Annotated in this window: 16 protein-coding genes and 1 tRNA gene; 10 read left to right on the forward strand and 7 right to left on the reverse strand. The window is 41.6% G+C overall.

The annotated features are described in order from the left end of the window. Positions 1-54: 54 nt before the first annotated feature. The 6 genes from RTR76_RS03085 to RTR76_RS03110 all read left to right on the forward strand — a co-directional run bounded on the left by RTR76_RS03085 (position 55) and on the right by RTR76_RS03110 (position 3558). The gene (locus tag RTR76_RS03085; RefSeq protein ID WP_312516588.1) at positions 55-306 is read left to right on the forward strand and encodes an RNA-binding protein; all 252 of its coding nucleotides are present in this window, start codon (positions 55-57) and stop codon (positions 304-306) included. A gap of 129 nt (positions 307-435) precedes the next feature. Continuing rightward, a complete protein-coding gene (yqeK, locus tag RTR76_RS03090) occupies positions 436-1005 on the forward strand; it encodes a bis(5'-nucleosyl)-tetraphosphatase (symmetrical) YqeK (RefSeq protein ID WP_312516590.1) in 570 nt (189 codons plus the stop codon). A 24-nt stretch (positions 1006-1029) separates the two neighbouring features. Next, positions 1030-2001 carry an LCP family protein gene (locus tag RTR76_RS03095; protein ID WP_312516592.1) on the forward strand — a complete coding sequence of 324 codons (972 nt, stop codon included), beginning with the start codon at positions 1030-1032 and terminating at the stop codon, positions 1999-2001. Between the two features lie 152 nt (positions 2002-2153). Further along, positions 2154-2504: a ribosome silencing factor gene (rsfS, locus tag RTR76_RS03100; RefSeq protein WP_312516594.1), complete on the forward strand. Its 351-nt coding sequence runs from the start codon at positions 2154-2156 to the stop codon at positions 2502-2504. Between the two features lie 9 nt (positions 2505-2513). Continuing rightward, positions 2514-3404: a S1-like domain-containing RNA-binding protein gene (locus RTR76_RS03105; protein WP_312516596.1), complete on the forward strand. Its 891-nt coding sequence runs from the start codon at positions 2514-2516 to the stop codon at positions 3402-3404. 78 nt (positions 3405-3482) lie between these two features. Next, positions 3483-3558: transfer RNA gene (locus tag RTR76_RS03110), tRNA-Ala, on the forward strand. A 50-nt stretch (positions 3559-3608) separates the two neighbouring features. Here RTR76_RS03110 and RTR76_RS03115 read toward each other — a convergent pair. Together RTR76_RS03115 and RTR76_RS03120 are read right to left on the reverse strand one after the other, a co-directional pair. Further along, a complete protein-coding gene (locus RTR76_RS03115; protein WP_312516598.1) occupies positions 3609-4094 on the reverse strand; it encodes a DUF892 family protein in 486 nt (161 codons plus the stop codon). 195 nt (positions 4095-4289) lie between these two features. Further along, positions 4290-4871 (reverse strand): cyclase family protein, encoded by a 582-nt coding sequence (locus RTR76_RS03120; RefSeq protein ID WP_312516600.1) that lies wholly within the window; start codon positions 4869-4871, stop codon positions 4290-4292. Between the two features lie 146 nt (positions 4872-5017). On the opposite strand from RTR76_RS03120, the gene RTR76_RS03125 reads away from it, so the two are divergent. Beyond that, positions 5018-5533: a MarR family transcriptional regulator gene (locus tag RTR76_RS03125; protein ID WP_312516602.1), complete on the forward strand. Its 516-nt coding sequence runs from the start codon at positions 5018-5020 to the stop codon at positions 5531-5533. Positions 5534-5628: 95 nt separating this feature from the next. Next, positions 5629-5970: a FlxA-like family protein gene (locus RTR76_RS03130; protein WP_312516604.1), complete on the forward strand. Its 342-nt coding sequence runs from the start codon at positions 5629-5631 to the stop codon at positions 5968-5970. Between the two features lie 42 nt (positions 5971-6012). On the opposite strand, the gene RTR76_RS03135 is transcribed toward RTR76_RS03130, so the two are convergent. Then, positions 6013-7293, reverse strand: coding sequence for an ATP-binding protein (locus tag RTR76_RS03135; protein ID WP_312516606.1), 1281 nt, complete (start codon positions 7291-7293; stop codon positions 6013-6015). Continuing rightward, a complete protein-coding gene (locus RTR76_RS03140) occupies positions 7280-7954 on the reverse strand; it encodes a response regulator transcription factor (protein ID WP_312516608.1) in 675 nt (224 codons plus the stop codon). Before RTR76_RS03140 ends, RTR76_RS03135 begins: the two co-directional genes overlap by 14 nt. Positions 7955-8365: 411 nt before the next feature. Between RTR76_RS03140 and RTR76_RS03145 the strand changes: the two genes are divergently transcribed. Beyond that, complete coding sequence (locus tag RTR76_RS03145; protein WP_312516610.1) at positions 8366-9031, forward strand: TerC family protein; 666 nt, start codon at positions 8366-8368, stop codon at positions 9029-9031. Positions 9032-9044: 13 nt separating this feature from the next. Here the strand turns inward: RTR76_RS03145 and RTR76_RS03150 are convergent, their stop codons facing one another. Both RTR76_RS03150 and RTR76_RS03155 read right to left on the reverse strand, forming a co-directional pair. Then, the gene (locus tag RTR76_RS03150; RefSeq protein WP_312516612.1) at positions 9045-9935 is read right to left on the reverse strand and encodes a hypothetical protein; all 891 of its coding nucleotides are present in this window, start codon (positions 9933-9935) and stop codon (positions 9045-9047) included. Between the two features lie 146 nt (positions 9936-10081). After that, positions 10082-11023: a metal-dependent hydrolase gene (locus RTR76_RS03155; RefSeq protein WP_312516614.1), complete on the reverse strand. Its 942-nt coding sequence runs from the start codon at positions 11021-11023 to the stop codon at positions 10082-10084. Positions 11024-11206: 183 nt separating this feature from the next. On the opposite strand from RTR76_RS03155, the gene RTR76_RS03160 reads away from it, so the two are divergent. Continuing rightward, complete coding sequence (locus tag RTR76_RS03160) at positions 11207-11356, forward strand: hypothetical protein (protein ID WP_312516616.1); 150 nt, start codon at positions 11207-11209, stop codon at positions 11354-11356. A 49-nt stretch (positions 11357-11405) separates the two neighbouring features. On the opposite strand, the gene RTR76_RS03165 is transcribed toward RTR76_RS03160, so the two are convergent. Then, positions 11406-12833 carry an amino acid permease gene (locus RTR76_RS03165; protein WP_312516618.1) on the reverse strand — a complete coding sequence of 476 codons (1428 nt, stop codon included), beginning with the start codon at positions 12831-12833 and terminating at the stop codon, positions 11406-11408. Positions 12834-12881 lie beyond the last annotated feature (48 nt).

A 12881-nucleotide genomic window follows, 5' to 3' on the forward strand; every position in this document is an offset into this window, starting at 1 on the left:
GAAATAGCAAATAATGAAGCTGTAATCTTGAATTCGCGAAAGAGGTGAACCCCAATGGCTACGACCCTATATGTTGGTAATTTGCCCTGGAACACAACTGATACTGCTCTGGCGGATGCCTTTAGTCCTCATGGAACAGTGATTTCCACCCGTATTATTACAGACAAAGAAACCGGCCGCTCTAGAGGCTTCGGATTTGTGGAAGTGGAAGATGGCGATGCCGAAAAAATGGTTTCTGCTATGAATCAAACTGAATTTGGCGGACGTACAATTGTCGTAAACGAAGCTAAACCACGCCAAAATTGATAGGCTTATATTGTTGATGTAACATAAATCCCCTCGTAATGAGGGGTTTTTTGTTGTATAAAATACTATTTTAGAGTAAAAAAGAGGATTTTTAGTAAAAATAGCGAACCTAGCGTGCAGGTGATTGACATGGAAAATATTATTAAAAGCTTAGCAGCGAAATTAACTTCAAAAAGACTGGGCCATTCTCTTGGGGTCAGTGAGACTGCTCGTGTACTGGCTGAACGGTTCGGAGCGCAGCCAGAAAAGGCAAGGCTTGCCGGTCTCATCCATGATTGTGCCCGGGAGTTATCCAATAATAACCTGTTGCAAATGGCGAAATCCTTTGGTATAGTGATCAGTGATGTTGAAATGGCCAACCCATCCTTGCTCCATGCACCAGTTGGTGCGTACCTTGCCAAAGCTGAATTTGGCATAATGGATGAACAGGTTTTACAGGCGGTAAAATTGCATACTACTGGTGGTCCTGCTATGACAATACTTGATAAAGTAGTGTTTTTAGCTGATTATATTGAACCGAATCGTTCTTTTCCCGGTGTTGACCAAATAAGGAATTTAGCGCAAACTGATTTAGATCAGGCAGTGCTTGCTGCATATGATCAAACGCTTCGATTTGTTATTGCACAAGGCGGCTTAATTCATACTGCTTCAGTAGAAGGCCGCAATTTTATTTTATTGAACTCAATTAAAAATGAATGATAGCTAGGGAGAGGAGGAATCGCAATGCGTAGAGCGCGTCGTAGAATCCGCTGGTCCCGCGTCCTGGTAGTAGTGATGGTTTTAGCTGCTTTCTTAGCAGCAGCAGCTGCTGGTGCCGTATATGTCTGGAATCAATTTACGGAACGGCCTGTTGTCGCCAGCGAACCTCAAGGAACTGCAACGCTGGCGGAGGATAAGTTAAATAAACGGATCAATATATTGCTTCTTGGTGTTGATGATGGCGATGATGAATCGAAGGTACAACGCTCGGATACCATGATTGTTGCCAGCATAAATCCGGAAGATGGTACGGTTAATTTATTATCGATTCCCCGGGATACTAAGGTAACAATTCCTGGTCATAAAGGTTATGATAAGATTACGCATGCCTATGCGTATGGAGGAGCGCCGTTGTCTGTTCGTACGGTGCAGGACTTTCTAAACATCCCGATTCATTACTATGTTGCAGCCGATTGGCAAGGCTTCATTAAAGTGATTGATATACTGGGGGGTGTTGATTTGTATGTGGAGCAGGATATGAGTTATCAGGATCCATATGCTGATCTTGATATTCATTTGAAGAAGGGTTATCAGCATCTGAATGGTGATAAAGCTGGTCAATATGTCCGGTTCCGTCATGATGAGCTTGGTGATATCGGCCGTGTTCAACGTCAGCAACGCTTATTGAAAGCGCTGTCCGATCAAATGTTCCAAGTCGGTACCGTCTTTAAGCTTCCTTCGCTGACTTCAGCCTTGCAGGAATATGTGAAAACTGATATGAGTATTTTTACAATGGTCAAGGTCGCCAATAGCATTAAAAGTGAACCGGCAAGTGCATTGAAAACGGAAATGGTGCCTGGTGATTTTGCTACTATTGATGGCTTGAGCTATTGGATACCCGATAAAGAACAAACAAGACAGGTAGTTGAACGTATGTTTTTAAAGCGGACAACTAAGGTTAGTGGTATTGGGTCAGCACAACCAGCGATAAATTAATAAAACTGGCAAGAACAGATTGTTTTATGATAGTAAAACAATCTGTTTGATTTTGTAGCCTGTTGTGCAGGAAAGGATCATTGCAAAAAAGAATAGAATAGGATATAATTTGGGAAAATTCAAGTATATGAATTGAATTCCAGGAGGTAAATATGACCCAGGTCCATAAAAACTTGCCTGAATGGGTAGCTGCTGCCGCAAGCGACAAAAAAGCACGGGATATCGTTATTTTAGATATGCAGGGAATCTCCATGGTAGCTGATTATTTTGTTATTTGCAGCGCAAACTCTACGACACAGGTACAGGCTATTGCCGAACATATGGAAGAAAAAATGCGCGAACAAGGAGTTAAGACCTATCATCGGGAAGGATACCGTGAAGCCCGCTGGATACTTCTTGATTTTGGTTCCTGTATAGCCCATATATTTGTTGAAGAAGATCGTCGTTTTTATAATTTGGAGCAGTTATGGAATGATGCTAAACGGAAAGTTTACGAAGCATAGGAGAAGATAATGATAGCGAATAGTAAGTGGAAAGCAGGTGACGTGGTTACTCTGCCAGTAGCACGCGTCTCTGATTTAGGAGCATTTTTAAATGCCGGTACAGGCAATACTTCGGATGATATTTTATTACATAAAGCACAGCAGCTTACGGATGTAAAGATAGGCGAAGAGATTACCGTTTATCTGTATAAGGACCCCAAAGGACGTTTGACTGCCAGTATGAAATTGCCCAAGATGAAAGAAGGCCAGGTTGCGCACGTTACGGTTATTAATACTACCCGTGATGGTGCATTTGTTGATATCGGAGCGGAACGAGGCGTCTTTATGCCGTTTGCCGGTATGCGTGGCCGTCTGCGTACGGGTGATAAAGTATGGGTAAAATTATATCGTGATAAATCAGACCGCTTAGCGGTAACGATGGAAGTCGAGAATGAAATGCGGCTGGCCTCTAAACCGGCGGTCGGTGTCGCAATCGGTGACTTGGTTACAGGATCGGTATATAACTTTACTGAAGAAGGGGCTTTTCTGATTACCGAAGAGCGTTTTATTGCGTTTCTTCATAATAGCGAAGTTGTTACCCGCCCCAAGGTAGGAGAAACCATTACAGCCAGAATTACTTTTATCCGTGAAGACGGAAGGCTGAATGTATCGATGCGCCCGGTAAAAGAAGAGGCTATGGATCAGGACGCAGAGGCGCTTCTCAAATATCTTCGTCAGCGGAGTGGGAAAATGCCGTATAGTGATGAATCAGCACCTGAATTAATCAAGGAAAAGTTTAATTTAAGTAAAAGTGCTTTTAAGAGAGCTCTTGGCAGACTATTAAAGGGTGGATTCATTGAACAGCGCGAAGGTTGGACATACCTTCTGGAAACCTCTCAAGAGTCTGAAGAAAAAGAATAAAAATTCGTATTTTGTTGCCGTTAGCTCTGTTGACATTTGATTTTTTATGTCTTATAATAATCTATGTCAACAGGTCGTGGGGGTATAGCTCAGCTGGGAGAGCGCTTGAATGGCATTCAAGAGGTCAGCAGTTCGATCCTGCTTATCTCCACCAAAAAAACCTTTGCAGTTATTCTGCAAAGGTTTTTTGCTTTAATATACTAACTATTGAACGTTATACATACCATTACTGCTCATGTAATTAAATAGTCCTTCACCGTGTTTCTGTTCTTCTTTTTGTATATGATTTAAAGCTTGCCGTATATTGGTGTCTGTGAATTCGAAGATCGCCGTATCATAGGCACCTGAAACATACTTCTCTGTCATCAGCATATCTTTGCAAAGCATGGTATCAGCAGGGTTAGCGCTAGCGGAAGATGATGCAGTTTGATTCGTTGCCTGGCCAGATTGGGATTGGCTTGATTGTTGTTGCTGCTGATTTTGATTCATTGTTGGGACTTGCCCGCTTAGGATTGAATTTATTGTATTTAGATGCTGTTGCTCCTGTTGTGCATAAGACTGAAATAGCTGTTTTAACTGCGGATCACTAGCTTGAGAAGCATATTTCTGATATTTTTCGATACATACTTTCTCGTGAGATTGTTGATCCTGTAATAATTGAATCTCTTTTTCGGTAAATTGTAAGGACATGGATTAACCCCCTTAGTTTTTTTTTAGTTTTACCCAATATTGTGATTTGATGCTACGTAAATATTTTTTTGTTCCCAGTGGATCAATACTAGCGTATTGATCTTGTATACGCCGTCTTTGACAGAGGTTTTCCACGGAAAATAATAATAAACCTATTAGGAGCCTTGGCTGCTAATAGGTTTATTATTATTTTCGCTATATCTCAGCAATTATTCTGCAAGGCAAGCCGCTTAAGCCTTCATAATTTACCGGATAGGTGTGAACCAGAAAGTCGGTGCTGCTTGCCTTTTCTGCAAGTACATCCAGGTTTGCCAGGTTTTCAATGACAAAAATTCCATGATCAGCACAATATTGATCAGCCTTGGGATGTTCGGCAGGTTTCCGGATACCTGGAGCATCAATACCAATAAGGCTTACTTTTTTGCCGACGAGGAAGGCAATTAACTCTTCCGAAAGCTCCGGATGGTTGACAAAATAGTCTGGCTTGCCATAGCCTCGTTCTTTTAGGCAGCCTGTATAAAACATGACAAAGTCAAGCTCATGAATCCTTGTGGCATCAATATCATTTATTTCAACAGCTCTGTTTTTAAGATAACTGACATCAAATAGTTTTCCTGTTCTTTCGGTATTGTCTAAATGGAAGGTTTTATCCATGATATCAAAATGGGTTCCGATATGACCAAACTGAGCAACTGGTGGTATTTGCTTATTCGATCCCCGCTTCAATATACTTTCGAGAATTTCTTCTGTAATGACAACAGATAAATCAATTTTCATGATAGACTACACCGCCTTTTTATATATTGTTTCCTCGGAAACAATGTTATTATAGCAAGGAAATGAATTCGCTGTCAAATGTTATTTTTTTAAGAAATCTTGTATAATAAAAGCATATAAAAATATAGGAAAAGTTGGTTGGTATTGTGAAACATAAGGACGTAACGGTAGAAAACCTGATACATGGGATTGAAGCGCTGGCCTATAATTTGAGCAATACGGAAGAATACGAAAAGAAGATATTACAGGCGGTTTTGAATGAGCAAGAGGATGCTGAAATCCGGAATATGAGTTTATCATTAGCCGAGCTTCATGTGATAGACTGCGTTGAACGAAATGAGGCAATGAACACAACCGCGATTGCTAAAAAATTAATGATAACCAAGGGTGGTATTTCTAAAATAACAACAAAGCTTATTCAAAAGAATATGATTGAGGCACGGCGACTGCCAAATAATCAAAAAGAAACTTACTTCAGCTTAACAACTCTAGGCAGGAAAATTTTCCACATTCATGATGTGCTGCATCAACGGGCGGCGGGACAATTCAGTGCTTGTTTCGCTAATTATAGTAAAGAAGAGCTGCGCTTTGCCGATCGGTTTCTTGGTGACTTACTTGCAATATTTGATGCTACGCTGACTGGGAAAACGGGAGAAAACTAAGTACGGACGTTTTTCAAATGTAAACCAAAGAATAATGGTTTATACTTCTTATAATTAAGTAGTTACGAATAGTAAACGAAAAGGAAGGGATTGGTATGGCAATATCTGCGGTTTCTGCGGGACAGGCTAGTACAGGACAGGTAAGTCAAAGTAATCAAAGCCAAATAAAAGCATTAGAAAAGCAAAAACAGCAATTGCAAAAAGAAATTAACGACATTAATCAAGATAAAGAGACTAAGGCGGAAGAAAAACAGAAAAAGATACAAGTGCTGCAAAAACAAATGCAAACGATTGATACGCAAATTCAGCAGCTCCAACAGAAATCAGAGACTTCTGCTGTGGGCAGTCAGCAGAGCAATGGTGCAACTGCTGCAGCTGTGCAAAGCTCAGCTAGTAAACAGCAAGTGCTTCGGCAAAGTGTGGATATAGAAGTGTAATACAAAAGCCGCTGCAGGTAGCAGCGGCTTTTGTTATTGCAATTAAGGTAAGTGAATAATAAAGATGGTACCTGCTCCGGGGCAGCTGCTTACCTGGATATAGCCATGGTGATTCTCAATAATTAATTTTGCAATGGCTAATCCCAGGCCAGATCCTCCTTTAGACCGGGAAGTATCAACCTGGTAAAAGCGATCAAAAATTTTATCGATATGTTTTGCTTCAATGCCTTCACCTGAGTCGGTAACGGTTAAGAGGGTTTCCTTATTCACCTGGGATAGTTGAATGGAAATTTTTCCACCCGAAGAGGTATGGCGAATTGCATTGTCGATAAGGATACAAATAACCTGTTTGATGCGCATTTCATCGCCATAGCTTGTCAGTGCAGTTTTGGCAGACAACTCAATTGTTATATCCTTAGCAGCAGCAAGTGGCTCAAAGGGGGTGGCAGCTTGTACAAGCGCGTGATTAAGGGAGAATAATTGCATATCAAGAAGTTGCTGATTAGAATCAGCTCTTGCCAGAAAAAGCAGGGAATCAACTATTTTAGTCATGTTTACTGATTCTTCCTGAATGTTGTTGAGCCATTTTGTTTGACTTGCTACTGTTTCCGTATGATTTGTCATCACCACATCGAGATTGGTCTGAATAACGGTTAAGGGAGTGCGTAGTTCATGGGAAGCATCAGATAAAAAATCTTTTTGTTGACGCCAGGCTGTTTGTATAGGAATCATAGCACGGTGTGCCATGAAAAAACTGCCGAAAAAAGATAAGATAAGACAGATGAGACCAGTAAAGGTCAGTGCAGTGAGCTGAATGCGCAGGAGATCATTCTCCCGCGTAAAATCCTGGAATAAGATAATGAACCCTGCTTCCTGTTCTAATAAAGCTCTTTGATAGGGATATTCACTTTTGCCAATATAGACGGTTCCCTGGAGCTTGTTTTCACGAAGTGCATCTTTGACAAGTAAGGTAAGCTCAGCGGCTATCAGCGGCAGATTGGAAGAATGAAATAGGATTTCACCGGAAGAAGTAGTCTTCACAAAAAAGAAATTAGGTCCAGGCGGGACATCAGGGGGGATATCCCTGCGAGGCGATGATGGGCCAGTAAGCATAGGGGGGACAGGAGGTCCGTTGCGCAGCGGAAGATCATGAATGATACCTGTCTGTATGTTTGCTAAAAGCCTATTAGATATTGCTTCTGATCGACGGACAATCTCCCCGCGCGAGTAATAGTAAGTACCTGCTGTAAGTAAGAGAAATAGCAGCAAAATAATAGAGACATTGATTAATGTAAGCTTTAGTCTCAATTTATAAAACATCATGTTCTCCCTGCAAAAAGTATCCCACGCCTCGCACGGTTTTTATGTTAGATATATTCAGTTTTCTTCGCAAATAATAAATGTAGAGGTCCACATTTGCTATATCAGTTTCCGAATTATAGCCCCATACTTTTTCCATAATTCGTTCTTTAGTCATGACTTGACCAAAATTGTGCATTAATACTTCCAATAATAACGATTCTTTTACAGTAAGTTGAATGTTTTCACTACCTTTAGTCACTTGTCCTCCAAGAGGATTTAACGTTAAACCTCCTGCTGAGATCGTATCTCCAACATAATTTTTGCTTTTACGTCTGGTAAGCGAGCGGATTCTGGCAAGCAATTCTTCCGTATAGAAAGGCTTAACCAAATAATCATCAGCACCGGCATCAAGACCTGCTACACGATCTTTAGGGGCATCCTTTGCTGTTAAGAAAAGTACCGGCACATCGAAGCCTGCGCTGCGTAGTTCTTTTACGAAACTGATTCCATCGCGCCGTGGCAGCATGCGGTCAAGAACGATGGTATCATATACTCCGGTGGAAGCCATTTCCAGGCCGGTTTCACCATCCAGTGCAATATCTACTACATAACCGTTTTTTTTCAACAAATAAGATAATGCATCGACGATCTTTTGTTCATCTTCTACTACTAATAATCTCATTAAGTCCCCATTATGTGTAACTGCCTTGTCATTAATTTATCCGTCCATGGATTTTCGCTATTATCATTTTAACGCTTTATTCTTTGATTTTCATTTAATATTTCAAAGAAAAATCAAAGAGTTAATAAACTATTAATAAAAAGCAAGAGACTCTATATAATTAACAATTTATTCAAGGAATGAAACGAATGTAATAGTAAATACTACAAGTGTAATGGGTCTGTAATGGTTGAGCCCAGATTGGTGCCGGATATCACTGGTGTTCGGCATTAGTCGGCCAAGCGGGCTCTTACCATGTAAACAGTTGGCCCCTCAAAGCGCTAATACGCAAGCTTCGGGGGGCTGTTGCTTTCAGGTTTGAGGCTGTTCTAGTATGACGCTGGCACAGTTCAAAGAAGCGGGGTGTACGATATGGAGATTCTTGTTCCCCTGTTTAGTATTATTATGATTAATTTGCTATTAAGTGGCGATAATGCCCTAGTGATTGCATTGGCTAGCCGGGCACTGCCCAAAGAACAGCAAAAGAAAGCGATATTTTGGGGTGGCGCCGGGGCAGTTGGTCTGCGAATCATTTTGACTGTCTTTGCAATCATTCTGCTCCAGATTCCATATCTGCAATTCGCCGGGGGGCTATTATTATTATGGGTCGCAGTCAAACTCATGCGTGGTGAGCATGAAAGCCACGAAGAAATCAAAGCTGCCAGTACGATCTGGGATGCAGTTAAAACGATTCTGGTAGCAGATTTGGTAATGAGCTTGGATAATGTCATTGCCATTGCCGGTGTTGCAAAAGGTCATATGGGATTATTGATTATTGGATTGGCAATAAGCATTCCAATCATTCTTTGGGGAAGCAGACTGATTATGTCATTGATGGAAAAATGGCCTATAGTGATAACTCTTGGAGCTGCATTTTTAGGTTGGACAGCAGGGGAAATGATAGTAGGAGACAAAAAAATCGAAGAATTACTATTTTCCTATCCCTGGGCTCATTGGCTTATTCCAGTCAGCTTGGCGTTATTCGTAATTGCTGCTGGTAAGATGATACATAAATCTGCCGCAGGTAGACAGCGTTAGAGCATGTTAAATATTAAAAAAGAAGTTGTCCTGAAATAAAGAGTCCTTTTTGTACGGTAACGGCCTTATCCCAGGAGATAGAGTCACTGGTATTCTCTGAACCGGTGTAAATATTAAGCCATTGGTAGCGATACCCAAGCGTGATAGCACCGTTTGTTTTGGGCAGTTTATACTGCAGGGCAAGCTGGGCATCCCACATTTGTCCTGGCCCTATATGTGAAAAATCCAACTCCCGTAAATTCCACCATCCATGACCTTGAACTAACGCCAACGGCGTGTAGGTCAGTGATCCAAGCGCTGATAAGGAAGTGCTGAGTTTTTTTGAAGTTAATGCTCCAATATGCGGTCCCTGATAGCTTATAGTATAAGTCGAATTTAACAGGGGAAGCGCAGTCTGGACATGTTGATAATTATTTATTGTATAAAGTCCATCAGACATGTGAAAAGAATTATTCCGGTAACTGTAACCGTAAAAGACAACCGTATTCGCATGAACCGGCCGGTGCCAGTTTAGTTGAAGATAACTGCTGGAGCCTGAAGTTTTGAAGGTTCCGAAATACCAATATTGACTATTGTTTGCATAATTCCAATCCGAATCACTGCCTGTTGCAGGCGTTATGGTCTTCATAAAACCACCATCTGCCGTAAAATAGCCACGGCTAGTCGGTGTTGATTGATAACGGGCTGTTATGTAAGTACCTGACTGGGGATAAAAAAGTTCAGAAGCTCCGTTTCCCTGGCTTAATGAAGTTGTGTCGGTAGTCGGGAATCCAATGCGCCATTTTGTATAGCCCTCAGCGGGCCAGAGACCCATTGAAAACTCTGCTGCTGTAGCATAGACAGTAGTACACACTATTACGAAGCAGGGAAGCAATACGCGCAAAATTTTTAGAATCTGCTGCATGGTAATTTCCTCGTTTACATAAATTTTGATCGTAAAAGTATTCGCTATTGAATAAAAAGTACCTTTGAGAGTAGAGCTAGTAAATGCTGGAGACTGACTCCTTCTATACAAACAATCAGCAGTTAGGATACCTAACTGCTGATTGTTTAAGAAGGAAATTTTAATTTTCGCCCGTAAGAGTGCAGATAGCTTTCAGCTGGAATGTTTTCATCATTAAAAATGATAGTACCACTGTGTAGAAAACGATGATTTTGAAAGTAACGCAAATCATAGATTCGAACATTCAAACTGCCTTCTTGGCTGTCTTCCGAAAAATAACTAAAAGGGGTAAACAACAAAAAAAATTCAGCCAGATTTGTTTTCTGAGCTTTAACCATAATTGTTGAGTGTTGTTGTTTGGGCAAATTGGCTTTAATGCTAAGATGAAAATGAAAAGCACCTATTTCTCCAACCAAGTATCCCTCATCTGTTTCAAGGACAAAGTCCCAGTAGAAAATCCTCGCTAGTGAGGGCATTACCAGGATACGCTTCAGATTAAAGCCGATAATGTGCTGTTTGAGCCAATGCGTGGCTCGTACTCTAAATAATAAGCGTAATCCAATATACGAGAATATACAGCTAAAACTGATTAAGGAGATTTGTTGCATTGGTAAGCCCGACATATAGGGCAACAATAAAACAATTAATAACAGAGGGTCAAATACATTTAATAAATTACAGCTCAGTCTTTCTTTACGCAGCGGCCACAACAAAGCAGCACCATGGGTGTTGAAAAAATCCAATGCTATGTGGGATAATCCACCGGCAAATGCCCATAAAAATAACGAGAAAAAAGAAGATTCGGGAGAACAGATAAAAACGCCCATAGCAATTAAAGCTGCCCAGCCCACAATGCCAGGCAAGGAATGCGAGGCTGCCCGGTGCTGCTTTAGATAACTCATTTCGCCGCGAATTATCGCAAGGAAATCAAAGTCTGGTGCTTGAGAGCCTAGGAACGCTGCAATATAAATCGGGTTGTCAATTGCAAGGGGCTGGCCAGAAAGACCGGCAAGAGCAATCCCTACTACACCATGTGTTAATGCATCCATCCATTCACTTCCCTACATGCTTGTTTCCAAGAAGTTTACATAACATTATAGCATGAAAGAATGGTAGAACGTCTACGGTAAGTTATGGATGCTAGCACCCTATTTTTATCGTTTTTACGCTAATAAGGTACAAGGTTAAGGGGATGATTAGTGAGGAATAATAGGGTTATAGGAGGTGAGACTTTGGATAAAAAACAGTATAGCATCGAAGTAGAGGAGGAAAAGCAGCTGATTCGGCAAAGTGCCGATCATGTTGGAGGCATTACGGAAGCCTCTGGAGGGGTTGATCCTGACATTGATGAAAACTTAATGCGATTATCCGGAGGACCCTGATAAAAAGATAAATCCCCATCCCGTTGGTAATGGGATGGGGATTTATCTTTTATTGCTGGCGTGACTTGCTCTGTAAGTCAGAAGAATCTTTTTTATTTAAAAACAGCAGATAGAATAGATAAATTGCGAAAACTACCGGGACTCCGGTATAAAGGACAATTTGCTGGGACTCATCAAAGTAAAGACTGGCAATAATTCCGGCATTAAGGAGAAAGGCCAATATTGGTACTAGAGGGTATAAGGGAGTCCGAACTGCCAAGTTTTTTAATTGGCCACCCAACTGTACATATTTACGGCGGAAATTCAACTGGCACCAGGCAATAATCATCCAAATCAGACACCCTGTCAGACCTGTACTTGACATGAGCCATATGTAGACAGTATCAGCTGCATACGTTTCAGTCAGAAGGGATAGACAGGCTAGCAATAAGGTAATTAGTACGCCGCCATACGGAACACCGTTCTTATTGAGGTTGCCCAGCCAGGAGGGTGCATGACCATCTTTAGACATGGACCACAGCAGGCGGGAGCAAGCATAGAGTGCCGAGTTGCCGGCAGATAAAGCAGAGGTTAACACAACAAAGCTCATAACATCTTTGGCAAAAGGAATTCCCAGACGTCCGAAGACATGGGCAAAGGGACTCTCCAGTACTCCGGCTTCTTCCATCGGGATGGTAGCTGCTAGAATAATAATAGCTAATACATAAAATATAATAATTCGTAGTCCGATACCGCGAATAACTTTAGGCACGTGTTTTTCAGGATTTTGACACTCACCTGCGGCAATTCCGACAAGCTCTGCCCCTTGGAAGGAGTAGACTACAGCAATCATAGTTAAAAATACGGCACTAAACCCATTGGGAAATAAGCCGCTGCCCGTATTGTAGTTTGAGAAACCGACAGCTCCTTCATTACCGGAGAAGCCAAAAATCAGGCCGGCACCGGCAATAATAAAGCCAACGATAGCAGCAACCTTAATGCTGGCAAACCAAAACTCTGTTTCACCATAGGCTTTTACGGAAATGAGATTTAGCAGGGCCAAAGCTACAGCAAAGACTGCACACCATATCCAAACAGGAACCTGAGCAAACCAGTGATGCATAATAATTCCGGCTGCTGTGAAATCTGCAGCAATACAAATTGCCCAGTTTATCCAATATAACCAGCCGGTAGTAAAACCTGCGCCAGGGGAAATAAACCGGGACGCATAGCTTTGGAATGAACCAGAAACAGGCATTGCTACCGTTAGCTCCATTAAGCAAAGCAATACCAGGTACATAACAAGGCCGCCGGCAAGATAAGCGAGGATGGCGCCAAAAGGCCCTGCCTGATGGATTGTTTGGCCTGAACCCATAAATAGTCCGGTGCCAATGGTCCCCCCAATAGAAATCATCATTAAATGGCGGGGGAGCATATCACGTTTTAGCCCTTGCTTCTCCGGGCAGAGTTGTTCTAGATCAACACTTGCTTTTGACATGATTTAACCTCCTATTTATTTGCGTAAAAAAGCAGCGTGAACAATCTC

This window comes from Anaerospora sp., assembly GCF_032013335.1.
GTDB lineage: Bacteria > Bacillota > Negativicutes > Sporomusales > DSM-15969 > Anaerospora.

Coding starts and splice junctions, on each gene's coding strand:
- RTR76_RS03085 (WP_312516588.1), top strand. CDS start 55: ATGGCTACGACCCTATATGTTGGTAATTTGCCCTGGAACACAACTGAT.
- yqeK (WP_312516590.1), top strand. CDS start 436: ATGGAAAATATTATTAAAAGCTTAGCAGCGAAATTAACTTCAAAAAGA.
- RTR76_RS03095 (WP_312516592.1), top strand. CDS start 1,030: ATGCGTAGAGCGCGTCGTAGAATCCGCTGGTCCCGCGTCCTGGTAGTA.
- rsfS (WP_312516594.1), top strand. CDS start 2,154: ATGACCCAGGTCCATAAAAACTTGCCTGAATGGGTAGCTGCTGCCGCA.
- RTR76_RS03105 (WP_312516596.1), top strand. CDS start 2,514: ATGATAGCGAATAGTAAGTGGAAAGCAGGTGACGTGGTTACTCTGCCA.
- RTR76_RS03115 (WP_312516598.1), bottom strand. CDS start 4,094: ATGTCCTTACAATTTACCGAAAAAGAGATTCAATTATTACAGGATCAA.
- RTR76_RS03120 (WP_312516600.1), bottom strand. CDS start 4,871: ATGAAAATTGATTTATCTGTTGTCATTACAGAAGAAATTCTCGAAAGT.
- RTR76_RS03130 (WP_312516604.1), top strand. CDS start 5,629: ATGGCAATATCTGCGGTTTCTGCGGGACAGGCTAGTACAGGACAGGTA.
- RTR76_RS03135 (WP_312516606.1), bottom strand. CDS start 7,293: ATGATGTTTTATAAATTGAGACTAAAGCTTACATTAATCAATGTCTCT.
- RTR76_RS03140 (WP_312516608.1), bottom strand. CDS start 7,954: ATGAGATTATTAGTAGTAGAAGATGAACAAAAGATCGTCGATGCATTA.
- RTR76_RS03145 (WP_312516610.1), top strand. CDS start 8,366: ATGGAGATTCTTGTTCCCCTGTTTAGTATTATTATGATTAATTTGCTA.
- RTR76_RS03150 (WP_312516612.1), bottom strand. CDS start 9,935: ATGCAGCAGATTCTAAAAATTTTGCGCGTATTGCTTCCCTGCTTCGTA.
- RTR76_RS03155 (WP_312516614.1), bottom strand. CDS start 11,023: ATGGATGCATTAACACATGGTGTAGTAGGGATTGCTCTTGCCGGTCTT.
- RTR76_RS03165 (WP_312516618.1), bottom strand. CDS start 12,833: ATGTCAAAAGCAAGTGTTGATCTAGAACAACTCTGCCCGGAGAAGCAA.